Origin of the sequence: Pseudonocardia phyllosphaerae, assembly GCF_046546475.1 — a bacterium.
GTDB classification, from domain to species: Bacteria; Actinomycetota; Actinomycetes; order Mycobacteriales; family Pseudonocardiaceae; genus Pseudonocardia; species Pseudonocardia phyllosphaerae.
Map to the genome: position 1 here is coordinate 876,556 of NZ_JBKGXS010000001.1, position 25,408 is coordinate 901,963.

Consider the following 25,408-nt stretch of genomic DNA (forward strand, 5'->3'; position numbering starts at 1 on the left):
GACGCGGCACTCGTCGCGGTCGTAGCTTCACCGCTCATGACGGTCACGAACCGCGGGGGCGGACCCTTCAGCGGCTTTCTCCGCACGAAGTCGGTCGAGCAGGCGATCAGGGACACCGAGGAACCGGAGTTCCAGCTGCGCAAGGCGCTCGGTCCGGTCCAACTGACGATCATGGGCATCGGCGTCCTGATCGGGACGGGGGTGTTCGTCCTCGCCGGTGAGGCGGCGGCGAACTACTCCGGACCGGCGGTGGCGCTGTCGTTCCTGATCGCCGGCGTGGTGTGTGCGCTGGCGGCGCTCTGCTACGCCGAGTTCGCCTCCAGCGTGCCGGTGGCGGGCAGCGCCTACACGTTCTCCTACGCCTCCATGGGCGAGTTCATCGCCTGGATGATCGGCTGGGACCTGATCCTGGAGTTCACCCTCGGTGCGGCGACCGTGTCGAAGGGGTGGAGCGGCTACTTCGACAGTGTGCTCGGCAAGCTCGGCCTCTCGATCCCCGACGCGATCTCCAGCGCCCCGGAGGACGGCGGTGTCGTCGACGTCCCGGCGATGTTCATCTCGCTGGCCATGATGGTCGTGCTGATCATCGGCATCCGGCTCTCGGCCTGGGTGAACGCCACCATCACCACGCTCAAGCTGCTGATCGTCGCCGGGATCCTGATCATCGGCTCGTTCTACGTGACCAGCTCCAACTGGATCCCGTTCATCCCCGAGTCGAAGCCCGCCGACTATTCCGACGCGGTCGGCGGTACCCCGCTGCTGCTGCAGATCCTCGGCATCAACAGCGGGTTCGGCATCACCGGCGTGTTCACCGGTGCCGCGGTCGTGTTCTTCGCCTACCTCGGCTTCGACATCGTCGCGACGCTGTCGGAGGAGGTGAAGAACCCGCAGAAGACCATGCCGATCGGCATCATCGCCTCGCTGACCATCGCGACGGTGCTCTACATCGTCGTCTCGCTGGTCTACACCGGGATCCTGCCGTACCAGCAGCTCGGCGTGGAGGCGCCTGCGGCGGCGGCGATGGCCGCGACCGGCGTGCCCGCGGCGGAGTTCATCATCTCGCTCGGCATCCTGATCGGCCTCACCGTCGTGATCATGACGCTGATGCTCGGCCAGACCCGCGTGGCGTTCGCGATGAGCCGCGACCACCTGCTGCCCTCGACGCTGGCCAAGGTGCACCCGAAGTACCGCACCCCTTACAAGCTCACGATCATCACCGGTGTCGTGTCGGCGATCCTCTGCGGCTTCATCCCGCTCTCCGAGCTCGCGGCGCTGGTGAACATCGGCACGCTGGCCGCGTTCGTGCTGGTCTCGATCGGCGTGATCGTGCTGCGCAAGAAGCGCCCCGACCTGCCGCGCACGTTCAAGACGCCGCTGGTGCCCTTCATCCCGATCCTGTCCGCGGTGCTGTGCTTCGGCGTGGCGCTGTTCCTGCCGGTCGACACCTGGCTGCGGTTCGTCGGCTGGATGGTCATCGGCTTCATCGTCTACTACTTCTACGGCCGCACGCGCAGCCGGCTCGTGACCGGCGAGCACGCCTGACCCTGCGCCACCCCTCCGGCCCCGTGGCCCGCCCGACGGCGGTGCCGCGGGGCCGGAATGCTGTCCGGGGTTCGCCCGCTCCGACCCCTCCTGCCAGGGCGGGTTCGGCACTAGGCTCGCGATCCATGACCGTTCCGCAGCCGGACGACGCCGGCGATCCGCGTGCCGCGACGGTCTGCCTCGACGTCGGGTCCTGCTGGACGAAGGCCGTGCTGGTCCAGCCCGACGGCTCGCCGTCCGGTTACGCCGAGCACCCCACCACCCCCGACGTCCTGGCCGGGGTGGACGCCGCCGTCGCCGCGGCGGCCGCGGCCGGGCACAGCGGGGCGGCCTCCCCGGAGGTGCTGGCCTGCTCCTCGGCGGGCGGGGCGCTGCGCCTCGCCGTCGTCGGGGCGGAGCGCCTGGCCGCGACCGAGGCCGCGCACCGGGTGTGCCGGACCGCCGGGGCACGCGTCGTCGGGGTGTACAGCGGGGCGCTGGAGTCCTCCGACGTCCGCGAGCTGGCCGGGCAACGGCCCGGTGTGGTGCTGCTGCTCGGCGGGGCCGACGGCGAGGACCCCGGCATCGTCCTGCACAACGCGGGACGGCTGGCACGCACCCGCGGTGGTTACCCGGTCCTGCTCGCCGTCGACGACGCCGCCCGCAACGACGCCCTGAGCCTGCTCCGCGCCGGCGGGCGGGCGGTCACGACCTGCCCGAACGTGATCCCGCGGACCGGTGAGATCGTCCCCGGACCGGCCCGGAACGCGGTGACCCGGCTCTACGAGCGCCACGTACTCGGCCGCAGCGGGGAGGACGGGCGGTTCACCTCGCTGGCCCGCACCCGCACCCCGCTCGCGGTCTCCGGCGGCGCGGCCGCGCTGGCCCGGGTGACCGGCACCGGCGTGCTCGTCGTCGACATCGGCTCGGCGACCACCGACGTGCACCAGGCCGTCGACCCGGCGTTCCTGGCGTCGGCGCCCGAACCGCTGGTCACCGTGGAGGGCGACCTCGGGCTCCGGGACGGTGCGCACGGGCTGATCGTGGAGGCCCAGGCCGACGGCGTCGTCGACCCGGTCGAGGCCGACCTGCTCACCCCCGCGGTGTCCGCGCTGGCCGGAGCCGGGGCGTCGGTGCCCGCGACCCGGGGCGAGGCGGCGGAGGACCGGCGGCTCGCGGCCGTCGCCGCGGTGCTCGCGCTGCGCAGGCACCTGCGCGCGACCGGCCACCTCGCCGATCCCGACGGCGACGACGGGCTGCCCGGCTCGCAGCAGCGCGGGGCGCTGGGGCTGCGCGGCGCTGCCGCACTCGGTGACATCGGTCTCGTGGTGCTCACCGGCGGCGTGTTCCGCCAGCGGGACCCCGCCGGCCTGGCGGCCGTGGCCGCCACCGTCGAGAGCGATCCGGTGCTCGCACCCGTCCTGACCGGTGCGGACGTGCGGATCGACGGCGAGGTCGTGCTGGCACCGGCGGGGCTGCTGGCCGCGTCGGGACGTGAACGCGCCGCCCGTGCACTGCTGACCGAGCAGCTGCTGGAATGACCGGTTCATGATCGGGTCGCGGGATCCGGTCCGGTTGACACCCGCCCGGGGCGTGGCAACGATGGAACACGCAACAGCACAGCCGGGCGCCGAGAGGCGCTGCAGCGGCCCGCCCGTCCACCTGCGGTGGCCGGGGCGATGGCCGCCACGCTCGGTCCCGGCCCGCACGGACGAGAAAGGGCGCCTGTCTCCGACGAGGAGGGAGGGTGCCGTGTTCGTGCCCTCGTCTCCCGGCCCGGAGCCCCGTCCCGCCCGACTCTCGTCGCCGGTGACCACCGGCCGCACGGACGAGATCGAACCGATCGCCCGAGGAGGCGCACTCACCCCATGACCGGTCACCCGAAGCTGCAGAACGTCAACGGCCTGGACTTCGCCATCGCCGACATCAACGAGGCGGAGTACGGACGCAAGGACATCCGTCTGGCCGAGAACGAGATGCCGGGTCTGGTCGACCTGCGCCGCGAGTACGCCGAGGCCAAGCCGCTGGCGGGCGCGCGTATCGCCGGGTCGCTGCACATGACCACCCAGACCGCCGTGCTGATCGAGACGCTGGTCGCGCTGGGCGCCGACGTGCGCTGGGTCTCCTGCAACATCTTCTCCACCCAGGACTACGCCGCCGCCGCGGCCGTCGTCGGGCCGAACGGCACCCCGGAGAAGCCCGAGGGCGTGCCGGTCTTCGCCTGGAAGGGCGAGACCCTCGAGGACTACTGGTGGTGCACGGAGCAGCTGTTCAAGTTCCGTGACGCCGACGGCAACGTCGTCGGCCCGAACATGATCCTCGACGACGGCGGCGACGCCACCCTGCTGGTGCACAAGGGCGTCGAGTTCGAGGAGACCGGTGTCGTCCCGACCGTCGCCGACGACGACGAGACCGTCGCCGACGAGGAGCGGGTCGTCCTCGACACGCTGCGCCGCAGCCTGGAGGAGGACCCGAAGCGCTGGACGACGATCAACTCCGACATCCGCGGTGTCACCGAGGAGACCACGACCGGCGTCAACCGCCTGTACCAGCTCGCCGAGCAGGGCAAGCTGCTGTTCCCGGCGATCAACGTCAACGACTCGGTCACCAAGTCGAAGTTCGACAACAAGTACGGCATCCGGCACTCGCTGCTGGACGGCCTGAACCGCGCCACCGACGTGCTGATCGGCGGCAAGGTCGCGCTGGTCTGCGGCTACGGCGACGTCGGCAAGGGCTGCGCCGAGGCGCTGGCCGGCCAGGGTGCCCGCGTGATCGTCTCCGAGATCGACCCGATCTGCGCCCTGCAGGCGCTGCTCGAGGGCTTCCAGGTGGCGAAGGTCGAGGACGTCATCGACCAGGCCGACGTCGTGGTCACCACGACCGGCAACAAGGACATCATCACCACCGAGCTGATGCAGAAGATGAAGCACCAGGCGATCCTGTGCAACGTCGGTCACTTCGACAACGAGATCGACATGGCAGGCCTGGGCCGCATCAAGGGCATCAACAAGGTCAACATCAAGCCGCAGGTCGACGAGTGGATCTTCCCGGACGGGCACTCGATCCTGGTGCTCTCCGAGGGCCGCCTGATGAACCTGGGCAACGCGACCGGCCACCCGTCGTTCGTCATGTCGAACTCGTTCGCGAACCAGACGATCGCCCAGATCGAGCTGTTCACCAAGCACGACGAGTACGAGAAGGAGGTCTACCGCCTCCCGAAGCACCTCGACGAGAAGGTCGCCAAGGTGCACGTGCTCGCGCTCGGCGGCGAGCTGACCCAGCTCTCGAAGGACCAGGCCGAGTACATCGGCGTGGACGTCGAGGGCCCGTACAAGCCGGAGCACTACCGCTACTGATCCGGCAGGTCCGGTAGATCCGGTAGGCGAGATCTCTCCGACGGCGCGGCGCCCGGCTGGGTGCCGCGCCGTCGGCGTGTGCAGGAAGGGGTGCAGGTGAGCGACTCCGAGCCCGGCGTGCCCGAGCCCGCGCCGGAGACCGTGCCCGAGCCCGGGACGGAGACCGAGCCGGAGACCGTGCCCGGCGTGTCCGAGCCCGGTGCCGGCATCGGGTCCGGATCCGGCGACGGCTGGGTGCGCTGCGCGTACGGCCACCGGCACTGGGGCCTGTTCGGCGCGGCCGGGCTGCTGGTGCGCCACCACGACGACGCCGACCCGCCCGGTGTCGACCGGGTCCTGCTCCAGCACCGCGCGTCGTGGAGCCACCACGGCGGCACCTGGGGCATCCCCGGTGGTGCCCTGGACCCCGGCGAGACCGCCCGGCAGGCGGCGCTGCGCGAGGCCGCCGAGGAGAGCGACCTCGACACCGCCGCGGCCGAGACGGTCGACGAGTTCGTCGACGACCACGGCGGCTGGAGCTACACCACCGTCGTCGTCCGGGTGCCGTGCGCGCCGCCGGTCGCGGTACGCGGAGCGGAGAGCACCGAGCTGCGCTGGGTGCGCGCCGACCGGCTCCACGAGCTCGACCTGCACCCCGGGTTCGCGACGAGCTGGCCCCGGGTGCGGGCGCTCGGGGCCCTGCCGCACACCGGCTAGGGTCACCGCCGTGGGACGGCTGGTGGTCATCGAGGGGCTCGACGGGGCCGGCAAGCGCACGTTCGCGTCGGCGCTCACGGCCGCCCTGCATGACGCCGGTGCCACGGTGTCCTCCCTCGCCTTCCCCCGGTACGACGACGACGTGCACGCCGAGCTCGCCCGCGACGCCCTCTACGGCCGGATGGGCGACCTGGCGTCCTCGGTGCACGCGATGGCGGTGCTGTTCGCGCTCGACCGCCGCGACGCCGCCCCGCAGCTGAGCGCGGCGCTGGCGACGCACGACGTGGTGCTCGTCGACCGCTACGTCGCCTCCAACGCCGCGTACAACGCCGCCCGGCTCGGGCAGGACGCTGCGGGTGAGGTCGTCGGCTGGGTCCGGGCGCTGGAGATCGACCGGTTCGGTGTCCCCGTGCCCGACCACCAGCTGCTGCTCGCCCCGCCCCGCGAGGTGGCCGCCGAGCGTGCCCGCCTGCGGGAGGCGACCGAGCCCGGCCGCGAGCGCGACGCCTACGAGAGTGACGCGGGCCTGCAGGCCCGCACCGACGACGTCTACCGGGAGCTGGCCGCGACCGGCTGGCTGAGCGCCTGGACCGTCGTCGGATCCACCGGCGGGGCCGATCCGGCCGACCCGGCGGCGCTGGTGCCCGTCCTGCTCGACCCTCCGGCGTCGGGCCCGGAGACCGAACTGGGATAGTGATGCTCATGAAGTCGCGCGTGCTGGTGGTCGACGACGACCCGGCCCTGGCCGAGATGCTCACCATCGTGCTGCGGGGCGAAGGATTCGACACCGCCGTCGTCGCCGACGGCACGCGGGCGCTGCCCGCGGTCCGCGACGTCCAGCCCGACCTCGTGCTGCTCGACCTGATGCTGCCCGGGATGAACGGCATCGACGTCTGCCGGGCCATCCGGGCCGAGTCGGGCGTTCCCATCGTCATGCTCACCGCCAAGTCGGACACGGTCGACGTCGTCCTCGGTCTCGAGTCGGGCGCCGACGACTACGTGGTCAAGCCGTTCAAGCCGAAGGAGCTCGTCGCGCGGATCCGGGCCCGGGTGCGCCGCAACGACTCCGAGCCCGCCGAGCAGCTGTCGATCGGCGACATCGAGATCGACGTCCCGGCCCATCAGGTGATGCGGGAGGGTCGGCCGATCGCGCTCACCCCGCTCGAGTTCGACCTGCTCGTCGCGCTCGCCCGCAAGCCGCGGCAGGTGTTCACCCGCGAGGTGCTCCTGGAGCAGGTGTGGGGCTACCGGCACGCCGCCGACACCCGGCTGGTGAACGTGCACGTGCAGCGCCTGCGCTCGAAGGTGGAGCGCGACCCCGAGCGCCCCGAGGTGGTCCTGACCGTCCGCGGGGTGGGGTACAAGGCCGGCCCCCCGTGACCGGGAAGCGGGGCATCCGGCCGTGAGGGGCCGGGTACGCCGCCGGATCCGGGGGCTGCCCGGGATGGCGCGGCTGGCGCAGGCCCTCGCGCCACTGCGTGCCCAGGCCCGCGAGCTCGGCGGCCTCGTGGCCGCCTCGTGGCGGCGTTCGCTGCAGCTGCGGGTCGTCGTGTCGACGCTCGCGCTGTCCTCGGCCGTGGTCCTCGTGCTCGGCCTGGTGCTGCAGAGCGAGATCGCCGAGCGGCTGCTGCAGAGCAAGACCGCGGGCGCGCTGGTGCAGGCCGAGGCCGGCCGCGTCGTGCTCGAGGGGCAGCTCTCCGGCGTCGACCCCGACCGCGAGGGCGTGCAGGAGATCCTCAACCAGGCGCTGCAGCGGCTGACCAACTCCGACAGCTCCGCGCCCGGTGCGACGACCGCCGGTGAGTTCCGGGCCGCGCTGACCACCGGGTCCGGCAGCGGCCCCGAGGTCTCCGCCGGGCCGGTCGACGAGGTCACCCCGGAGCAGCGGCTCACCGTGGCCGAGGGCGGGCTGAGCCGCCAGTACACGACCGTCGACGGCATCCCGACGCTGATCATCGGGCAGCCGGTCGCCACCGCGGGCCGGGAGCTGCAGTTCTACCTGCTGTTCCCGCTGGAGGGCGAGCGCCAGACGCTGAACCTGGTGCAGAGCACGCTGATCGTCGGCGGCCTCGTGCTGCTGGTGCTGCTCGCCGCGATCGCCAGCCTGGTGACCCGGCAGGTCGTCCGGCCGATCGGGCACGCCGCCGACGTCGCCGAACGCTTCGCCGGCGGGCACCTCGACGAACGCATGGCCGTCCGCGGCGAGGACGAGGTCGCCCGGCTCGCCGAGTCCTACAACGAGATGGCCGGCAGCCTCGCCGCGCAGATCGCCCAGCTCGAGGAGTTCGGCGCGCTGCAGCGCCGGTTCACCTCCGACGTCAGCCACGAGCTGCGCACGCCGCTGACCACCGTGCGGATGGCCGCCGACGTCCTCTACGCCTCCCGCGACGAGCTGCTCCCCGCCCTGCGCCGCAGCTCCGAGCTGCTGGTCACCGAGCTCGACCGGTTCGAGGAGCTGCTCGCCGACCTGCTGGAGATCTCCCGGCTCGACGCAGGCGTCGCCGACCTCGGGGCCGAGCGCATCGACCTGGGCGCGATCGTGCACCGTGCGGTGGACGCGGTCCGCGGCATCGCCGCCGACGCGGGCACCGAGCTGGTGCTCGACCTGCCCGAGAGCGAGGTCGTGGAGGCCGACTCGCGGCGGGTCGAGCGGATCGTGCGGAACCTGGTGGCCAACGCGATCGACCACGGGGAGGGCAAGCCGGTGGAGGTCACGATGGCCGGGGACCCCGGCGGCGTCGCCGTGCTGGTGCGGGACCACGGCGTCGGCCTGCGCCCCGGTGAGGCCGATCTGGTGTTCAACCGGTTCTGGCGTGCCGAGGAGTCCCGGGCCCGCCGCAGCGGCGGCACCGGGCTGGGGCTGTCGATCAGCATCGAGGACGCCCGCCTGCACGGTGGCTGGCTGCAGGCCTGGGGCGAGCCCGGCCGCGGGTCGGCGTTCCGGCTGACCCTGCCGCGCCAGGTCGGCGGTCACCTCTCGGCCTCCCCGCTGCCCCTGGGGCCGTCGCCGCGCAACGGCACCCGGGACACCGACGACGACCGCAGGGACGGCCGTCCCGGCTCCTCGGTACCGACCCCGCCGCGCGGGGTGCTCACCGTGCGCGGGCCGAGCACCCGGCCCGACGACCACCGGCCCGACGGCTCGGGAGCGGACACCGCCGACACGCACGACGCCGGCCCTCGCGATGCCGACGACGCCCGCGACACGGCCGACGCCCGCGACACTTCCGACACAGCCGACGACGCCCGCGACACCGCCGACCCCGCCGCCACCCGCGACACCGCCGCCACCCGCGACACCGCCGACACAGCCGCCGACACCCGCGCCGACTCCGGGGACGCCGCCCCGATCCGGCCCGCGGAGCGGGCGATCATCGACCCGGGAGCCGACCGGTGACCCGCCGCCGCATCACCGGACCGCTGCTGCTGGCGCTGTGCGCGGTCGTGCTCGCCGGGTGCGCCAGTGTGCCGCAGCACTCCTCGGTGCAGGTCCTGCGCCAGACCGGGGACTCCGGCGCCGCGGTGCCCGACGGCCCGATCGAGGACGGTGACCCGCTCGGGCTGGTCCGCGGGTTCGTCTACGCCTCCGGGCGCTCCGACGACCGGCACGCCTCGGCGCGCCGGTACCTGGCCGGTGCCGCGTCGAACTGGGACGACGGTGCTTCCCTGACCGTGCTCACCGAACGATTCGACACGGTCTTCGCCCCGAGCACCACCGAGGCCGGCCCGGACCGGGCCACGGTCCGGGTGCGCGGTACCCGGCTCGGGACGGTCGGGCCGTCGGGGGCCTTCGACGCCGCGCCCGCCCCGGTCGAGCTCGACGTCGGCGTCGTCCGGCAGAACGACCACTGGCGGATCGACCGGGTTCCGCCGGGTGTCCTGGTGCGCCAGTCCGACTTCCGGGACAACTACCGCTCGCTGCGCGCCTGGTTCGCCGACCCGGCCCGGGACGCGCTGATGCCCGACACCCATTACGTCCCCAGCACCCGGCCGACCCAGCTCGCGGCACGTGCCGTCGAGGTTCTGATGCGCGGCCCGTCGGCCGGGCTCTCCGGCGCCGCGGTGTCGCTGTTCCCGGCCACCGCACGCCTGCGGTCCGCGGTCTCCGAGTCACCCGACGGCGTCGCGCTCGTCGACCTGACCGGGGTCTCGGGACTGTCCGAACCGGATCGTCGCACCCTCGCCGCACAGCTCGCGCTGACGCTGGCGGAGGTGAGCGTGCCGCGGGTCCGGATCCTCTCCGACGGGCAGCCGCTGCTCCCGGGCCGGCCCGAGGTCAGCCGGGACGACTTCGCCGCGCTCGCGACCGGTACCGAGGTGCTGCCGCAGCTTCCGATGGTCGTCGACGGTGGCCGGGTGCGGCAGCTGACCGAGTCCGGCGGGGACGACCCGGTCGCGGGCCAGGCCGGCAACGGCTCGTTCGACATCGTCGACGCGGCCTCGTCGGTGCGGGGAAACCGGATGGCCGTGGTCTCCCGGGAGGAGACCGGCACGCAGCGCCTGCTCGTCGGTCCGGTCGGCGGGCAGATGACGGCGACGCCGGTCTCGGGGGCCGAGGTCACCGCCCTGACCTGGAGTGCGCGTGGGGACGAGATCTGGGCGATCGCCGACGGACGTGTCCGGCGGGTGCTGGTGCCGTCGGCCGGCCGCCCGTCCGAGGGGGCACTGGACCTGTCCGCACTCGGTACGACCGCACCGATCACCGACCTGGCCCTGTCCCGTGACGGAGGCCGGATCGCCGTCGTCGCCGGGCGGCGGGTGCTGGTCGCCCCGGTCGTCGACGAGGCGGGTGGGCGCGTGTCGCTCGGGGCCGCGCGGGCGCTGCGGCCCACCGAGCTCACCCACGCGGTGGCGGTCGCCTGGCGCTCGGCCGAGCAGCTCGTCGTCGCCTCGGACTCCGACCGGCCGGTCGCGCTGGTGTCTGCCGATGCCATGTGGCTGGACCCGATACCGGGCACGAACCTCACCTCCCCGTTGCGTGCGGTCACCGCGGCTCCCGGTCATCCGCTGTACGTGACCGACCGGACCGGGCTGTGGAGCTACTCCGGCGCCGACCTCGACGCCTGGCGCCAGACGCTCGGCACCTCGACCACCGTCCGGCCCTTCTACCCGGGCTGATCCCGTCGGACCGGTCCCGGCCGAGTCTGCTGCGTCCGGCGCCGGCCGTGCACCGGAAGTTCGTGACCTGTGGACCGAACCGGCGGGTGTGGACAACCGCGCTCGCGTCCGGAGCAACGGCCGGTCCGGACGGCCGAACGTGTCGGGACGTGCGGGCAGCATCGCCGGCATGACCACTGCGACGCACCTCCTGCCCGCCCTCGCCGACCTGCTGCTGCCCCGTTCCTGCGGGGGGTGCGGCGGCGCGGCGGGGCTACCGGCCGGTGGCTGGTGCCCGGCCTGCGCCGAGGCCACCGGTGCGCCCTACGCGGTCCGGGTCCCCGGCGGCGGTCGGGTGGCCGCCGCCGGGCGCTATGCCGGCCCGCTGCGCCGTGCGGTGCTGGCCTACAAGGAGCGGGACCGGCGCGACCTCGCCACGGACCTGGCCGCCCTGCTGGTGCCCGCGGTCGCGGCGGTCCTGCCGACGCCCGTCACCGGGGTACGCGGAGATCCGGCCGGAGTCTGGCTGGTACCGGCGCCGTCGCGGCGTACGGCGGCCCGGGCCCGGGGCGGCGACCACGTGCACCGGATCTGCCGGCGGCTCGAGCGGCGGCTGGCCGCATCCGGGTTGCCGGCCCGCACGGTGCCCGCGTTGGCACTCGACGGCCGCGCGCGGGACTCCGTGGGCCTGGACGCGACCGCCCGAGCCGACAACCTCGCGGGTTCGCTGCACGTCGCGCTGTCGCCGCTGCGCGGCCCGGCGCCGGGGGAGCGGGTCCTGCTCGTCGACGACGTCGTGACCAGCGGCGCGACCCTGCGGGCCTGCCGCTGGGCGTTGCGTTCGGTGGGGATCGACGTCGTCGGTGCGGTGCTGCTCGCCGACGCCACGACCTCCGGCGGCGGCCCGGGGGTCCGGGCACCCGGCCGGCGGGGGTCACCCACGTGCCGCACACCGGATACAGAACGCGGCGACGCGCGCCACCACGTCCCACGGGCGGGTCGGTGAACGACCTGTCGAGCGCGCGCATTTCCCGCTAACGTCCGCTGAACTCAGTGGCGTCCACCACATGAGTGCTCCCGAGACGGAGGAGGAAGCGACCGGCAGTCCATCCCGGGACCGGCGCGTCCCGGGCTCAGCACGACTGAAGCGAGGGATGTCCGAGTGGAGATCGTCGTCACCGGCCGGAACGTCGAGGTGCCCGAGCACTTCCGGGGTCTGGTCGAAGAGAAGCTGACTCGCCTGGAACGCCACGATCACAAGATCGTCGGGATGGAGGTCGAGCTCTTCCACGAGCCGAACCGCCGTCAGCAGAAGTCCTGCCAGCGTGTGGAGATCACCGGACGCGGAGGGTGCGGTGCCGTCGCCCGCGCCGAGGCCTCCGCGGCCGACTTCTATGCCGCACTTGATCTCGCCGCGAGCAAGCTCGCCGAGCGCCTCCGCCGATCGCACGACCGGCGCAAGCCCAGCCGCCGCGACCGCGTCCAGGCCTCCCGCGTCGCCGCGAGTGCCTCCGCCGTCGCCCTGATGGAGCAGGCGCCCGCCGCCGTCGACCTCGTCCCGTCCCCGCGCGGGCACGACGAGTCGCTCCCGGCCGCCTCCGAGGATGCGCTCGACCGCTACGAGGCGGAGCTCGCGGCCGGCCTGCCCGGCCGCATCGTCCGGGAGAAGGAGCACACCGCCGCACCGATGACCGTCGACGACGCCCTGTCCCGCATGGAGCTCGTCGGACACGACTTCTATCTCTTCTCCGACAAGGACTCCGGCTGCCCGTCGGTGGTCTACCGGCGCCACGGTTACGACTACGGCGTCATCCGGCTCAGCGGCTGACGCCACCGGGCCCGTCGTACCCGCCGCTCGCCGCGGCGGGTACGGCTGCGGGCGGTCAGGTCCGTCCGGCGCAGTCCGCCGGGCGTCCGGCCGATCCGCCGCGGCCCGGGCGGTGCGGTGGCCCCGTACCATGGCGGCGGGTCGGTAGCGCCTGCGTCGTCGGGTGGTGCCGCTCCGTGACCTGACCGCGACGTGAATGAGGTCGGCAGTGCCCTTCCTGAGTCGACTCCTCCGGGCCGGCGAGAGCAAGCTGGTGAAGCGGCTGGCGAAGATCGCCGCCCACATCGACGACCTGGAACCGGAGTTCGAGGGCCTCACCGATGCCCAGCTGCGGGCCAAGACCGACGAGTTCCGCGGGCGCCTCGCCGACGGCGAGTCGCTCGACGAGCTGCTGCCCGAGGCGTTCGCGACGGTCCGTGAGGCCGCGCAGCGCACCCTGGGCCAGCGGCCCTTCACCGTGCAGCTCATGGGTGCCGGTGCACTGCACATGGGCAACGTCGCCGAGATGGGCACCGGTGAGGGCAAGACCCTGACCTCGACTCTCGCGGTCTACCTGAACGCGTTGTCCGGCAAGGGCGTCCACGTCGTCACCACGAACGACTACCTGGCCAAGCGCGACTCCGAGACGATGGGCCGGATCCACCGCTGGCTGGGGCTGACCGTCGGTGTGATCCTCGCGGAGATGCCCCCGGCGCAGCGCCGTGAGCAGTACGCCTGCGACATCACCTACGGCACGAACAACGAGTTCGGCTTCGACTACCTGCGCGACAACATGGCCTGGAACACCAGCGACATGGTGCAGCGCGGGCACAACTTCGCGATCGTCGACGAGGCGGACTCGATCCTCATCGACGAGGCGCGCACCCCGCTGATCATCTCCGGGCCGGCGGAGCAGAGTGCCCGCTGGTACCAGGAGTTCGCGCGGCTCGCGCCGATGATGACCAAGGACATCCACTACGACATCGACGAGCGCAAGCGCACCGTCGGTATCACCGAGGACGGTGTCGCCCTGGTCGAGGACCAGCTCGGCATCGACAACCTCTACGAGTCCGCGAACACCCCGCTGGTCGGCTACCTGAACAACGCGGTCAAGGCCAAGGAGCTGTTCAAGAACGACAAGGACTACATCGTCACCGACGGCGAGGTCCTGATCGTCGACGAGTTCACCGGCCGCGTGCTCGCCGGTCGCCGCTACAACGAGGGCATGCACCAGGCGATCGAGGCCAAGGAAGGCGTCGAGATCCAGCCGGAGAACCAGACGCTGGCCACGATCACGCTGCAGAACTTCTTCCGGCTCTACGACAAGCTCGCCGGCATGACCGGTACGGCCCAGACCGAGGCCGCCGAGCTCTACGAGATCTACAAGATGTCGGTCGTCCCGATCCCCCCGAACAAGCCGCGGGTGCGCGAGGACAAGGCCGACCTCATCTACAAGAACGAGCCCGCGAAGTTCCAGGCCGTCGCCGACGACATCGCCGAGGCCTACGCCAAGGGCCAGCCGGTGCTGGTCGGCACCACCAGCGTCGAGAAGTCGGAGTACCTGTCCAAGCTGCTCTCGCAGGTCAAGGTGCCGAACTCGCCGACCCGTGGTGTCCCGCACGAGGTCCTGAACGCGAAGAACAACGCCCGTGAGGCGGCGATCGTCGCGCAGGCCGGGCACGCCGGGGCGATCACGGTCGCCACGAACATGGCCGGCCGCGGTACCGACATCATGCTGGGCGGCAACCCCGAGTTCCTCGCCGACCTGGAGCTGCGCAGCCAGGGCCTCGACCCGGTCGACACCCGCGAGGAGTACGAGGCCGCGTGGGACGCGGTCCTCGACCGGATGCGCAAGCAGGTCAAGGCCGAGGCCGAGGAGGTCCGCAACGCGGGCGGGCTCTACGTCGTCGGCACCGAGCGGCACGAGTCGCGGCGTATCGACAACCAGCTCCGCGGCCGGTCCGGCCGCCAGGGCGACCCGGGCGCGTCGCGGTTCTACCTCTCGCTGGGCGACGACCTCATGCGCCGGTTCAACGGCCAGGTCGTCGAGTCGATCATGAACCGGTTCAACCTGCCGGACGACGTCCCGATCGAGGCCAAGATGGTCACCCGGGCGATCCGCAGCGCCCAGACCCAGGTCGAGCAGCAGAACTTCGAGATCCGCAAGAACGTCCTCAAGTACGACGAGGTGCTCAACAAGCAGCGCAAGGTCATCTACGCCGAGCGCCGCCGTGTGCTCGACGGCGAGGACGTCGAGCGCCAGACCCGGAACATGCTCGAGGACGTCGTCCACGCCTACGTGCAGGGCGCGACGTCGGAGGGCTACTCCGAGGACTGGGACCTCGAGAAGCTCTGGACGGCGCTGCGCGAGCTCTACCCGGTCGGGCTCGACTGGCACGAGTTCGCCGAGGAGGAGGATCTCTCCGCCGAGACGCTGGAGAAGGCCGTCCTGGCCGACGCCGAGGAGGCCTACTCCCGGCGCGAGGCCGATATCGACGCGCTGATCGGCCAGCAGGGCGGCATGCGCGAGCTCGAGCGCCAGGTTCTGATGCAGGTCATCGACCGCAAGTGGCGCGAGCACCTCTACGAGATGGACTACCTCAAGGAGGGCATCGGGCTGCGTGCGATGGCCCAGCGCGACCCGGTGATCGAGTACCAGCGCGAGGGCTACGACATGTTCGCCGCGATGCTCGAGGGCATCAAGGAGGAGACGATCGGGCACCTGTTCAACGTCGTCGTCCAGGTGCAGCAGCCCACCGAGCCGGTCCAGGAGGCCGACCCGCAGACGACCGAGATCCCGGTCGTGCGGAACGCGCCGCCGGAGGACGTCACCGAGTCCACCGTCGTCCTGCCGAACCTGTTCCGGTCCTCGCCGCCGCAGAGCCTGCAGTACAGCGGTCCCGACGAGGACGGCGGCGTCGCCGCCCGCAGCGACGACGAGCAGCCGGCCGCGAACGGCGACGGCGGCAACCGGGCCGGACGGCGCCGCGCGGAGAAGGCGAACCGCCGGCGTCGCTGACGCTGCCGGTCAGGGGCACGCCGGTCACAGCAGGGCGACCTGCGTGATCGTCCAGCTCGCCTCGGCGCCGGCCCGGTCGAGCCGCAGGACCAGGGCACGGGTGCGGCCGCCGACGACGGTGGTCGTGCAGACCTCGGCCGCGTCCGGGTGCGGGTGCGCGACGTGCAGCCGTGCCGGCCGGCGGATCTCCGGCGCCGCCCCGCAGCCCGGTGGCGGCACCCGCCCGCCCGGGCCGGCGTGCCGCGTGGACCGGCCCGCCGGTCGCAACGCCGCCAGCTGCCGGACGACGGCCGGTGGTGCGAGCCCGGTGAGCTGAGCCGGCTGCCGCCGCCCGGCCAGGACCTCGACGACGAGCCGGGTGATCGCGCCCGCCTGCTCGCGGGCCCGGTCGCGGTCGGCCGGCAGCGTCGGGTCGACGACGGGCGGCGGTGCGGCAGTGGGAACCGGCGGCCCCGCGACCGGGAACCCGGCCGGGCGGTGCGCCCACACCGGCATCGGCGGCGGCTCGTGCGCCGGTGGCCGGATCCGGATGCCGCCGGGCAGGATCGTCGTCGCCGCGCGGGGCCGCCCGCCCCCGCAGCACGTGCACCAGGTGGAGGGGCCGAGGCGGGTCGCCTCGGGTGCGGCGGGGTGGGCCACCGGAGCGTGCGCAGCAGGTTCCGGATCGGCGACTGCTGGGCGGGCCACCGGAGCGTGCGCAGCAGGTTCCGGATCGGTGGCCGCGGACGGTGCCGGGGGTGGGGTGGTCACCGGATGAGCGTCGTCGCACGACCGGGTGCTCTGCCCGGATCCACCGGCTTCGGTCACCGTTCCGTTCGGGCCATACCGTTCGGTGACGAACGATCCGGATGACGAACGATCCGCATGACGAACGATCCGGATGACGGACGCTCCGGGCGCGAACGATTCAGGTGCGAACAGTCCGGGGAAGAACGATGTCGCGGCGGCAGGACGCCGCGAGCCCGGCCCGGCCGGCCCCGGGGCGATGCGCCCGGGCAGCACAGGGTTCACGACCGCGAACCCTCGCCCCCGACCCGCTCCGCCGTCCTCCCCACCGTCCTAACCTGCGCCGATGCCCGACCCGACGCAGCCACCGGAGCCTCCGCCACAGCCCCTCCCGGAGCCACAGTCCCTCCCGGCGCCACAGCCACTCCCGGCGCCACAGCCCCCGCCGGAACCACCGGCGCCGGGCCCGTCCCATCCGGTAGACACGGTCCCGCTCCAGGAACTGCTGCTCCGCGCCGCGGCCGCGGTCGTCGCCGACCGGCGCCGCCGCGCGTCGGCGTACGGGATCTCGGCGACCGGGCTGAGGGTGCTGCGCGTCCTCGCCGACGACCTCGCCGGCGACGACGGGCCGGTCCAGCGCGACCTCGCCGCCCGTGCCGGGGTCGCCCCGGCGACGCTCACGCCGGTGCTCGACGCCCTGGCGGCGACCGGCGATGTCGTCCGCACCCGGGACCGGGACGACCGGCGGGCCCAGCGGGTCACGATCACGGCCCGCGGCCGCACCCGGCTCGGTGCCCTGACCAGAGCGACCGCGCCGACCGGATGGGACGCCACGACACCCGGCCAACCGGACGTTCCCGGCACTCACGGCGCAGACGCGTCGGCGATCCGCGGTTACCTGGTGGCGATGATCGCCGAGGTGGAGCAGGATCGACCGTTCCCGGTGGTGTGACCGAGCACGGCCGGAAGCCGGAACAGTCGGGCCGGAGGCCGGAACAGGCGGTCGGACAGGGGGAGCGGTGGCAGCGGTCGAGGTCGCCGACCTGGTCAAGCGGTACCCGAAGGCGAGGACCAACGCCGTCGACGGGCTGTCGTTCACCGTCGCCGAGGGCGAGGTCTTCGGGCTGCTCGGCCCGAACGGCGCCGGGAAGACCACCACCGTCGGCGTGCTGACCACGCGCGTCGTCCCGACCTCGGGTACCGCCCGCGTCGCAGGCCTCGACGTGCGCGCCGAGCCGGTCACGGTGTGCGCGAAGCTCGCCGTCGTCCCGCAGCGGCAGAACCTGGACCGGTCGCTGGGCGTGCGGGACAACCTGACCTTCCACGCGGCGTACCACGGTGTCGGGCGGGCCGAACGCAACCGTCGCGCCGACGCCCTGCTGGAGCGGATGGGCTTGTCGGACAAGGCGAAGGCCATCGCCGACGACCTGTCCGGCGGCCAGGCGCAGCGCGTCATGATCGCCCGCGCACTGATGCACCGGCCCGAGGTGCTCTTCCTCGACGAACCCTCCACCGGCCTCGACCCGCAGGCACGGTTGTTCGTGCACGACCAGATCCGCGCGCTGCGCGACGAGGGCATCACCGTCGTCCTCACCACGCACGACATGGACGAGGCGCACAAGCTGTCCGACCGCGTCGGCGTCGTCGACCACGGCAGGCTGCTCGCCCTCGACACCCCGGACGCGCTGGTCCGGTCGCTGCCCGGTGGCGCGACCGTCGAGCTGGTGGCGGTGCCCGGGCCGGACGGCACGGACGAGCTGATCGCCGCACTCGGTGACCTCGACGGCGTCGCCCGCGCCGAGGACCGTGCAACAGGCCCGGCCACGGCCCCCGACGCTCCGGTCACGGTCCGGCTCGCGGTCACCTGCGACCCGGCCACGCTGCTCGCCCCGGCCGTGGAGGCCGCCGCGAAGCATGGCGCGACGGTCCGGGACGTCTCGCTCGGCGAGGCCACCCTGGAGGACGTGTTCATCGAGCTGACCGGGAGGGACCTGCGATGAGCAGCCAGGTGGGCCACCAGGCAACGGGCGAGGCACCGGGCGGACCGGCGGCACGTCCGGAGCCTGCAGGAGGCCGGGCGCCGACGGGCAAGGCGTTCCTCGCGGTGCTGCGCCGCGACATCTACGTGACCGGCAAGGAGCTGCCGTCGTTCCTGGCCCAGACGCTGATCCAGCCGTTCTTCTTCCTGCTGGTCTTCGTGGTCGTGCTCGGCCGCGGCGGGTTCGTCTCCGCGGGCTACGGCTCGATCATGCTGCCCGGGCTGATCGCGCTGAACGCCATGTTCGGTGCGCTGCAGGCGGTCACGCTGCCGCTGGTGTTCGAGCTGTCCTGGACCCGCGAGATCGACGACCGGCTGCTCGCGCCCATGCCGGTGTGGTCGGTCGCGGTGGAGAAGGTCGTGTTCGCCGCGCTGCGCGGCCTGCTCGCGGCTCTGCTGATGGTGCCGATCGGCGTGCTCATGGTCGACGTCGACTGGCCGGTGTCGGGCCTGCTCCCGGCGTTCGGGGCGGTGGTCCTGGGTGCGCTGGTCGGGGCATCGGTCGGGCTGTTCCTGGGCACCGCGGTCCCTGCCCGGCGGATCAACATCCTGTTCGCGGTGGTGTTCGCGCCGATCATGTTCACCGGGTCCGTGCAGTACCCGTGGCCGACGCTGGCCGACCTGCCCTGGTTCCAGGTGCTCTCCGCGCTCAACCCGCTCACCTACGTCAGCGAGGGCATCCGCGCGGCACTGGTGCCGCAGGTCCCGCACATGCCGCCGTGGGCGTGCGTCGTGGCGCCGATCGTCGCGATCGGGCTGTTCACGCTGCTGGGCATCCGCGGATTCCTGCGCCGCGCCCTCGACTGAGCAGGCACTCCCGGAGCCGGGTTCCGGCGCGGGTGGGTAGCGTCGCGGCGGTGGCGACCACCCGGCCCCTGCGCGGCCTGATCCTCGACTACGGCGGCGTCCTCGACGAGCCCGGCGGCGGCGAGCAGCTGCTCGGCTACGCCCGCCGCGCCGCCGCATCCGGGGTGACGACGGCGCTGTTCTCCGGTGCCCACGTCGTCCCCGACGAGGTCGCGGCCGGTTTCGCGACGGTCCGGCTCGGCGCGGTGCGGGGTGCCCGCAAGCCGTCACCGGAGGCGTTCGCGGCGGTGGCCGAGGCGATGGGCGTCGCACCGGGGGAGTGCGTCGCGGTCGACGACACCGCGGTGTGCGTGCGCGGCGCGGCCGCTGCGGGGATGGTCGGCGTGCACCACACCGACGCCGCGTCGACCCTCGCCGAGCTCGAGGTGCTGCTGGACGTCCCTGCCGAGGGCTGAGCTGCTCCGGCTGCGGACCGAACGTCCACCGAGCGCCGCCCACCCCGGGCGCCAACCACTGCGGAACATGCAGAGGCGCCGCCCGCGGATCGCGGACGGCGCCTCGTCGGCCTTCCCGGTGTCTACCGGGCCGGTCCTGCTGCGCGTGCCGGTGCTACCGGCACGCGGTCACTGCTGCGGCGGGGGCGGCGGCGCCTGACCGGGGGGCGGCGGCGGAGCCTCCCCGGGCGGGGGCGGCGGGGCCTCTCCCGGAGGCGGCGGCGCGGCGGTGTCGCCCTCGCCGGTGTGCTCGCGGGCGTACTCGGTGGCCTTGTCGATCTGCTCGCCGTAGCCGTACTTCTCCTTGGCCATCTCACCGGCCTTGTTGATGCCCTGATCGACCTTGTCGTCGTTCTTACCGACCAGGTCCTTGGCCTTGTCCAGGAAACCCATGGGCGCCATGGTGGCCCCCTCGCTCCGACCTCGCACCCGCTGTGCGTAGCCCGAACGGGTGATGAAGGGCCACTGTCGACGAACGGCACACCCTGCGCCGCAGACGGGCACCACGAATCGGCGAGGGAAGGTTTGGCAGGTCACAGCAGTGGAAACCGCGCTCACGGAGGGCGTGACCGCGCCTGCGACGTGGACGTCAGCCGCGCCGGCGGAGCAACTCGTAGGCGGCGACGGCGCCCGCGGAGGCGACGTTCAGGGACTCCACACCGCCGTACATCGGGAGCGAGACGATTCCGTCGAGCCGGGCGGTGACGTCGTCGGACAGGCCCTCGGTCTCGTTGCCCAGTACCAGGGCGACCCGCGGCGGGAGCGTCGCGTCGAGCAGCGAGTCCCCGCCGGCGTCGAGGCCGAGGACGGTGAACCCGGCGCCGTGCATCGCGTCGATCCCCTCGGCGGCGGTCGCGCTGCGCAGCACCGGCGCGCCGAACGCGACCCCGGCCGAGGCCTTGATCACCAGCGGGTCGATGGCGGGCACGCCGCGGCGGGGGACCAGCACGCCGTCGAGCCCGGCGGCGGTGGCGCTGCGCAGGATCATCCCGACGTTCGACGGGTTGGTGACGGCGTCGAGCACCAGCACCGAGGCAGGGCGCCGCGTCCCCAGGTCGGACAGGAACACCGGCAGGGGCGCCATCCGCGGCGCGACGACGTCGGCGAGAACGCCCTGGTCGTGGCGCCCGTTACCGGCCAGCACCTTCACCCGGTGCGCGCTCTCCCGCTGCACCGGAACACCCCGGCCCCGCGCGGTCGCGACGATCTCCCGCTCGGACGCACCCCGGGCGTTGTCGGCCAGGACGACCTTGTCGACCTCCAGCTCGGGGTCGGACAGGGCCTCCAGGACGGGCTTGCGGCCGTAGACCGTGATGAACCGGTCCTTCGGCGAGATCCGCCCGGAATCCGGCCCGCCGGACGCCGGGGACGCTGCGTCGCTCACGCGGCCCAGCCTCGCACGTAGGATCACTGCCATGCCGTCCCGGCTCTCCCCGCTCGACGCGTCCTTCCTCTACCTGGAGGAGCCCACAACGCCGATGCACGTCGGCGGTCTCGCCGTGTTCCGGCGGCCGCGCAACGGCTTCGACTACGACCGCCTGGTCGAGCTGATCGAGCAGCGCATCGCGCTCGTGCCGCGCTACCGGCAGAAGGTCCGCTACGTCCCGGGCAACCTCGCCCGCCCGGTGTGGGTGGACGACCCCGAGTTCGACATCACCTATCACGTGCGGCGCTCCGCCCTGCCCCGTCCGGGCAGCGAGGAGCAGCTCACCGACCTCGTCGGGCGGCTCATGTCGCGCCCGCTCGACCACACCCGCCCGCTGTGGGAGATGTACCTCATCGAAGGCCTCGCGCCGGCGAAGAGCGGGCCGGGCAGCGGCAAGGCCGGCCGGGTCGCGATCCTGACCAAGACCCACCAGGCGATGGTCGACGGCATCTCCGCCATCGACATCGGCCAGGTGATCCTCGACGTCTCCGCCGAGCCCCGCGACGTCCCGGACGAGCTGTGGATGCCGCGCCCGGAGCCGACCGACGGACAGCTGGTGCTCGACGCGCTCGGCGAGGCCGTGACCCGGCCCAGCGAGATCGTCGACAACGTCCGCACCGCCACCGGGGACGCGCTCGCGACCGTCGAGAAGATCGGTCGTGGTGTCGGGAAGGTGCTGACGATGGCGGCCACCGCAGGGCGTCGCGCGCCCGGGCTGCCGCTCAACGCCGAGATCTCCACCCAGCGCCGGTTCGCCATGGTGCGCACCGATCTCGAGGACTACCGCAAGGTGCGGGCCTTCTACGGCTGCGACGTCAACGACGTCGTGCTCGCCGTCGTCGCGGGGGCGCTGCGCAGCTGGCTGATGTCACGGGGTGAGCCGGTCGGCGGGTCCTCGACGGTGCGGGCGCTGGTCCCGCTGTCGGTGCGTGGCGAGGGCGACGTGCCCAGCTCGGCGACCGGCGGGTCGCTGGGGAACCGGGTGGCGTCGTTCATCGTGGACCTGCCGGTGGGCGAGCCGAGCCCGCTGGTGCGGCTGCACCAGGTCACCCACCAGATGCGCGAGCACACCGACACCGGCGACGCCGTCGGCGCCGACACCCTGGTCCGGATCGGCGGGTTCGCGCCGCCGACCCTGCACGCCGTCGGTGCGCGCACCGCGAACACGATGGCGCGGCACTTCTTCAACCTGGTGGTCACCAACGTGCCCGGCCCCCAGTTCCCGCTCTACGCCGCCGGGGCGCAGATGCTGGAGATGTTCCCGGTGGTCCCGCTGGCGAAGGGTCAGGCCGTCGCGATCGGCCTGACCAGCTACGACGGCGGGGTGTACTACGGCCTCAACGGCGACCGCGACGCGATGCACGACCTCGACGTCCTCGCCGGCACGGTCACCGAATCCCTCGAGGAACTCCTCGACACGCTCCGACAGACGGGATGACGCATGCGGATCTATGTCCCCGCCACCTGGCCGATGCTGCAGAAGACGGTGTCGTCGCAGAAGCTCGAACCGCTCGGCGGCACCGCCTTCGCGCTGACGCCGAAGCTGCGCGAGGTGCACACCACCGATGACGACGAGGAGCTCGAGTACGCCGCGATGAGCGAGGCCGCGCGGGCGTCGCTGCGGCTGCTCGCCGTCGAGTTCGGGCTCGGCGAGGACGGCACCCCCGCCCGGCGGGTGGTGGTCGTCGCCGACCTCGACGACGCCGAGGTCACCCTGCGCCCCGACCTCGACGACGGTGTCGTCCGGCTCGCCGGTCCGGTGCCGGTCGATGTGATCGCCGCGGTGCACGTGGACCTGCCCGAGGCCGAGCACGCGGTGCGCGAGGCCGCCGCGGCCGTCGACAAGGCCGACCTGGGCGACCTCGACGCCGAGTTCCTCGTCGGGGAGGCCGAGGACCACGAGCTGGCCTGGTACGAGGGCTCCGAGCTGCCGTTCCTGGTGGAGCTGGGGCCGGGCTCCGGCTCCTCGGAGGACTGACAGGGCCGGTTCGGGACACCGCCCGGCTCCTCATCCGGGCCTGCACCGAAGCCGGGCGGGCCCGGGTTCTCCGCCCGTGCTCGACCCGGATCAGTACGCAGGCTGGTTGAGCGCCACCAGGATCCGGCGCAGCGCGACCAGCCTGCCCTCGCCGAGGGTCCCGGCGACGACCATGCCGTCGAGCGCGCACTCCGGGTCCGCGGGCGGCCCGAGGTGCCCGCAGCCGCGCGGGCAGTCCTCGATGGCCTCGGCGAGATCCCCGAACGCGACGACGACGTCGTCGGCACCCAGATGCGCGAGCCCGAACGACCGCACGCCCGGGGTGTCGACGACCCAGCCGTCGTCGCCGAGCGGGAGCGCGAGTGCCGCGGTCGTCGTGTGCCGGCCCTTGCCGACGCCCGAGACCCGGCCGGTGGCCTGCTCGGCGTCCGGGACGACCGCGTTGACCAGCGTCGACTTCCCGACACCGGAGTGCCCGACCAGCGCGCACAGGTCCCCGGCGAGGATCTCGCGCAGCGCGTCGAGGCCCTCCGGCGCGCCGTCGGCGGCCCGGCCGGTGATCACCAGCGGCACCCCCAGCTCGCGGTACTGCGCCGCGAACGGCTCCGGGTCGGCCAGGTCGGACTTGGTCAGGCACAGCACCGGCTGCAGCCCGCCTGCGTAGGCGGCGACCAGGCAGCGGTCGACGAAACCGGTGCGCGGCACCGGGTCCGCCACCGCCGTCACGACGACGAGCCGGGCGGCGTTCGCGACGACGACCCGCTCGTAGGGGTCGGTGTCGTCGGCGGTGCGGCGCAGCACGGTCGCCCGGTCGGCGACCCGCACGATCCGGGCGAGCGTGTCCGGCTCGCCGGTGAGGTCCCCGACCAGGTCCACCCGGTCCCCGACGACGATCGGGGTGCGCCCCAGCTCCCGGGCCCGCATCGCGACGACCTGCGGCAGCTCCGGGTCGCCGTCGACGGCACAGGTCCAGCGGCCGCGGTCGACGGCGGTGACCATGGCGCGGGTCGCGTCGTCGTGTGCGGGACGGCGCTTGCTGCGCGGCCGTGAGCTGCGCCGCCCGGGCCGGACCCGGACGTCGGTCTCGTCGTAGCTGCGGGCGTCCCGGCGCGGCATCGCTCAGCGGCCCCCGTCCGGCAGGCCGGCCGGTCGTCCGAGCAGCGCGTCCCACCTGCCGGGGAAGTCGGGGATGGTCTTGCCGGTGCAGCCGATGTCGTCGACCTGCACCCCGGGCACGACCAGCCCGATGATCGCCCCGGCGGTGGCCATCCGGTGGTCGGCGTAGGCGCCCCAGGGGCGGTCGGCGCGTCCGGTGAGTGGCTTCGGCTCGATGACCAGGCCGTCCTCGGTCTCGGTGACGGCGCCGCCGAGCTCGGTGATCTCGGTGGCCAGTGCGGCGAGGCGGTCGGTCTCGTGCCCGCGCAGGTGCCCGATGCCGCGCAGCCGTGACGTGCCGGAGGCGAGCGCGGCGACGGCGGCGACGGTGGGCGCGAGCTCGCCGGCGTCGTGCAGGTCGACATCGACCCCGGCGATCCGGTCCGGGCCGGCGACGGTGAGCCCGTCCGGGCCGTGCTCGATCCGGGCGCCGAACTGCTCCAGTACCGGCAGGACGTCGACGCCGGGCTGGGTGGTGGTCCGCGGCCAGCCGCGCACGGTGACCTGGCCGCCGGTGACCACGGCCGCGGCCAGGAACACCGCCGCGTTGGACAGGTCGGGCTCGATCGTCCAGTCCCGCACCGCGATCGGGCCGGGCTCGACCCGCCAGGTGTTCGGCTCGTCGTCGTGCACGGTGACACCGGCCTCGCGCAGCATCGCCACGGTCATCGCGATGTGCGGCAACGAGGGCAGCGGCTTGCCGTCGTGCCGGACGACGACCCCGCGCTCGAACAGCGCCCCGGACAGCAGCAGCCCGGACACGAACTGCGACGACGCCGACGCGTCCACGGTGACCTCGCCGCCGCGGATCGGGCCGCCGTCGAGCAGGAACGGCAGCGCGTCGTCGGCGCCGTCGAACCGGAGCCGGGCGCCGAGGTCGCGCAGTGCGCCGAGCACGGTGCCCATCGGGCGCTCACGGGCGCGCGGGTCGCCGTCGAAGCGGACGGCGCCGTGCGCGGTGGCCGCGGCAGGTGGGACGAACCGCATGACGGTCCCGGCCAGCCCGCAGTCCACCTCCGCGGGGAAGTCGGGGGTGCCGCCGCGCAGCCCGCCGTGCGCGCCGATGCCGACGGTGTCCCCGGTCGTGGTGACGGGGGTGCCGAGTGCGGTGAGCGCGCCGGTCATCAGCACGGTGTCGCGGGTGGGCGGGGCGCCGTCGACGCGGCAGTCGCCGCCGGAGAGCCCGGCCAGCAGCAGCGCGCGGTTGGTGACCGACTTCGACCCGGGGACCGAGACGGTGCCGGTCACGGGGGCGTCGGGGGTCGGGGCGCTCCAGATGCTCACGTCG

The 25,408-nt window shown here is 73.4% G+C and carries 22 protein-coding genes; 17 read left to right on the forward strand and 5 right to left on the reverse strand.

Going from position 1 to position 25,408, the window contains the following annotated elements; all coding sequences use genetic code 11:
* Nucleotides 1-36 precede the first annotated feature (36 nt).
* The 11 genes from ACLE50_RS04200 to secA all read left to right on the forward strand — a co-directional run bounded on the left by ACLE50_RS04200 (nucleotide 37) and on the right by secA (nucleotide 15,496).
* A complete protein-coding gene (locus tag ACLE50_RS04200; protein ID WP_410941995.1) occupies nucleotides 37-1,542 on the forward strand; it encodes an amino acid permease in 1,506 nt (501 codons plus the stop codon).
* 125 nt (nucleotides 1,543-1,667) lie between these two features.
* Nucleotides 1,668-3,062, forward strand: coding sequence for a glutamate mutase L (locus ACLE50_RS04205; protein WP_410941996.1), 1,395 nt, complete (start codon nucleotides 1,668-1,670; stop codon nucleotides 3,060-3,062).
* A 327-nt stretch (nucleotides 3,063-3,389) separates the two neighbouring features.
* Nucleotides 3,390-4,877: an adenosylhomocysteinase gene (gene ahcY / locus ACLE50_RS04210; RefSeq protein ID WP_410941997.1), complete on the forward strand. Its 1,488-nt coding sequence runs from the start codon at nucleotides 3,390-3,392 to the stop codon at nucleotides 4,875-4,877.
* A gap of 96 nt (nucleotides 4,878-4,973) precedes the next feature.
* A complete protein-coding gene (locus ACLE50_RS04215; protein ID WP_410941998.1) occupies nucleotides 4,974-5,573 on the forward strand; it encodes an NUDIX domain-containing protein in 600 nt (199 codons plus the stop codon).
* Nucleotides 5,574-5,583: 10 nt separating this feature from the next.
* Nucleotides 5,584-6,267, forward strand: coding sequence for a dTMP kinase (locus tag ACLE50_RS04220; protein ID WP_410941999.1), 684 nt, complete (start codon nucleotides 5,584-5,586; stop codon nucleotides 6,265-6,267).
* Nucleotides 6,268-6,275: 8 nt separating this feature from the next.
* Entirely contained in the window at nucleotides 6,276-6,953 is a 678-nt protein-coding gene (mtrA, locus tag ACLE50_RS04225) for an MtrAB system response regulator MtrA (protein ID WP_410942000.1), read from the forward strand.
* Between the two features lie 22 nt (nucleotides 6,954-6,975).
* The gene (gene mtrB, locus ACLE50_RS04230) at nucleotides 6,976-8,970 is read left to right on the forward strand and encodes an MtrAB system histidine kinase MtrB (RefSeq protein ID WP_410942001.1); all 1,995 of its coding nucleotides are present in this window, start codon (nucleotides 6,976-6,978) and stop codon (nucleotides 8,968-8,970) included.
* A complete protein-coding gene (locus tag ACLE50_RS04235; protein WP_410942002.1) occupies nucleotides 8,967-10,691 on the forward strand; it encodes an LpqB family beta-propeller domain-containing protein in 1,725 nt (574 codons plus the stop codon). Before mtrB ends, ACLE50_RS04235 begins: the two co-directional genes overlap by 4 nt.
* A gap of 169 nt (nucleotides 10,692-10,860) precedes the next feature.
* Entirely contained in the window at nucleotides 10,861-11,676 is an 816-nt protein-coding gene (locus tag ACLE50_RS04240; RefSeq protein ID WP_410942003.1) for a ComF family protein, read from the forward strand.
* Nucleotides 11,677-11,832: 156 nt separating this feature from the next.
* Nucleotides 11,833-12,498, forward strand: coding sequence for a ribosome hibernation-promoting factor, HPF/YfiA family (gene hpf, locus ACLE50_RS04245; protein ID WP_410942004.1), 666 nt, complete (start codon nucleotides 11,833-11,835; stop codon nucleotides 12,496-12,498).
* Between the two features lie 196 nt (nucleotides 12,499-12,694).
* Nucleotides 12,695-15,496: a preprotein translocase subunit SecA gene (secA, locus tag ACLE50_RS04250; protein ID WP_410942005.1), complete on the forward strand. Its 2,802-nt coding sequence runs from the start codon at nucleotides 12,695-12,697 to the stop codon at nucleotides 15,494-15,496.
* A 24-nt stretch (nucleotides 15,497-15,520) separates the two neighbouring features.
* Here the strand turns inward: secA and ACLE50_RS04255 are convergent, their stop codons facing one another.
* A complete protein-coding gene (locus ACLE50_RS04255) occupies nucleotides 15,521-16,135 on the reverse strand; it encodes an Rv3235 family protein (RefSeq protein ID WP_410942006.1) in 615 nt (204 codons plus the stop codon).
* A 433-nt stretch (nucleotides 16,136-16,568) separates the two neighbouring features.
* Here ACLE50_RS04255 and ACLE50_RS04260 point away from each other — a divergent pair, with 433 nt between their 5' ends.
* The 4 genes from ACLE50_RS04260 to ACLE50_RS04275 all read left to right on the forward strand — a co-directional run bounded on the left by ACLE50_RS04260 (nucleotide 16,569) and on the right by ACLE50_RS04275 (nucleotide 19,522).
* The gene (locus ACLE50_RS04260) at nucleotides 16,569-17,174 is read left to right on the forward strand and encodes a MarR family transcriptional regulator (RefSeq protein WP_410942007.1); all 606 of its coding nucleotides are present in this window, start codon (nucleotides 16,569-16,571) and stop codon (nucleotides 17,172-17,174) included.
* 67 nt (nucleotides 17,175-17,241) lie between these two features.
* Nucleotides 17,242-18,222 carry an ABC transporter ATP-binding protein gene (locus ACLE50_RS04265; RefSeq protein WP_410942008.1) on the forward strand — a complete coding sequence of 327 codons (981 nt, stop codon included), beginning with the start codon at nucleotides 17,242-17,244 and terminating at the stop codon, nucleotides 18,220-18,222.
* Nucleotides 18,219-19,067 carry an ABC transporter permease gene (locus tag ACLE50_RS04270; RefSeq protein WP_410942009.1) on the forward strand — a complete coding sequence of 283 codons (849 nt, stop codon included), beginning with the start codon at nucleotides 18,219-18,221 and terminating at the stop codon, nucleotides 19,065-19,067. The genes ACLE50_RS04265 and ACLE50_RS04270 overlap by 4 nt, the downstream gene beginning before the upstream one ends.
* Before the next feature lie 50 nt (nucleotides 19,068-19,117).
* A complete protein-coding gene (locus tag ACLE50_RS04275) occupies nucleotides 19,118-19,522 on the forward strand; it encodes an HAD-IA family hydrolase (protein WP_410942010.1) in 405 nt (134 codons plus the stop codon).
* Nucleotides 19,523-19,690: 168 nt separating this feature from the next.
* Here ACLE50_RS04275 and ACLE50_RS04280 read toward each other — a convergent pair whose 3' ends face one another.
* A complete protein-coding gene (locus tag ACLE50_RS04280; RefSeq protein WP_410942011.1) occupies nucleotides 19,691-19,954 on the reverse strand; it encodes an antitoxin in 264 nt (87 codons plus the stop codon).
* A gap of 196 nt (nucleotides 19,955-20,150) precedes the next feature.
* Entirely contained in the window at nucleotides 20,151-20,978 is an 828-nt protein-coding gene (locus ACLE50_RS04285; protein WP_410942012.1) for a TrmH family RNA methyltransferase, read from the reverse strand.
* Between ACLE50_RS04285 and ACLE50_RS04290 the strand changes: the two genes are divergently transcribed.
* Nucleotides 20,977-22,425, forward strand: a complete 1,449-nt coding sequence (locus ACLE50_RS04290; RefSeq protein WP_410942013.1) for a WS/DGAT/MGAT family O-acyltransferase — start codon at nucleotides 20,977-20,979, stop codon at nucleotides 22,423-22,425. The two genes, ACLE50_RS04285 and ACLE50_RS04290, sit on opposite strands and share 2 nt — an antisense overlap.
* 3 nt (nucleotides 22,426-22,428) lie before the next feature.
* Entirely contained in the window at nucleotides 22,429-22,965 is a 537-nt protein-coding gene (locus ACLE50_RS04295) for a DUF6912 family protein (RefSeq protein WP_410942014.1), read from the forward strand.
* A gap of 90 nt (nucleotides 22,966-23,055) precedes the next feature.
* On the opposite strand, the gene rsgA is transcribed toward ACLE50_RS04295, so the two are convergent.
* Complete coding sequence (gene rsgA, locus ACLE50_RS04300; RefSeq protein WP_410942015.1) at nucleotides 23,056-24,081, reverse strand: ribosome small subunit-dependent GTPase A; 1,026 nt, start codon at nucleotides 24,079-24,081, stop codon at nucleotides 23,056-23,058.
* 3 nt (nucleotides 24,082-24,084) lie between these two features.
* Nucleotides 24,085-25,404, reverse strand: a complete 1,320-nt coding sequence (gene aroA, locus ACLE50_RS04305; protein ID WP_410942016.1) for a 3-phosphoshikimate 1-carboxyvinyltransferase — start codon at nucleotides 25,402-25,404, stop codon at nucleotides 24,085-24,087.
* Nucleotides 25,405-25,408: the final 4 nt, after the last annotated feature.

Excerpts from the sequence above, each read along its gene's own strand:
- ahcY (WP_410941997.1), top strand. The coding sequence starts at position 3,390 with ATGACCGGTCACCCGAAGCTGCAGAACGTCAACGGCCTGGACTTCGCC.
- ACLE50_RS04240 (WP_410942003.1), top strand. The coding sequence starts at position 10,861 with ATGACCACTGCGACGCACCTCCTGCCCGCCCTCGCCGACCTGCTGCTG.
- mtrA (WP_410942000.1), top strand. The coding sequence starts at position 6,276 with ATGAAGTCGCGCGTGCTGGTGGTCGACGACGACCCGGCCCTGGCCGAG.
- ACLE50_RS04280 (WP_410942011.1), bottom strand. The coding sequence starts at position 19,954 with ATGGGTTTCCTGGACAAGGCCAAGGACCTGGTCGGTAAGAACGACGAC.
- secA (WP_410942005.1), top strand. The coding sequence starts at position 12,695 with ATGAGGTCGGCAGTGCCCTTCCTGAGTCGACTCCTCCGGGCCGGCGAG.
- ACLE50_RS04270 (WP_410942009.1), top strand. The coding sequence starts at position 18,219 with ATGAGCAGCCAGGTGGGCCACCAGGCAACGGGCGAGGCACCGGGCGGA.
- rsgA (WP_410942015.1), bottom strand. The coding sequence starts at position 24,081 with ATGCCGCGCCGGGACGCCCGCAGCTACGACGAGACCGACGTCCGGGTC.
- ACLE50_RS04200 (WP_410941995.1), top strand. The coding sequence starts at position 37 with ATGACGGTCACGAACCGCGGGGGCGGACCCTTCAGCGGCTTTCTCCGC.
- ACLE50_RS04260 (WP_410942007.1), top strand. The coding sequence starts at position 16,569 with ATGCCCGACCCGACGCAGCCACCGGAGCCTCCGCCACAGCCCCTCCCG.
- ACLE50_RS04290 (WP_410942013.1), top strand. The coding sequence starts at position 20,977 with ATGCCGTCCCGGCTCTCCCCGCTCGACGCGTCCTTCCTCTACCTGGAG.
- ACLE50_RS04285 (WP_410942012.1), bottom strand. The coding sequence starts at position 20,978 with ATGGCAGTGATCCTACGTGCGAGGCTGGGCCGCGTGAGCGACGCAGCG.
- ACLE50_RS04205 (WP_410941996.1), top strand. The coding sequence starts at position 1,668 with ATGACCGTTCCGCAGCCGGACGACGCCGGCGATCCGCGTGCCGCGACG.
- ACLE50_RS04295 (WP_410942014.1), top strand. The coding sequence starts at position 22,429 with ATGCGGATCTATGTCCCCGCCACCTGGCCGATGCTGCAGAAGACGGTG.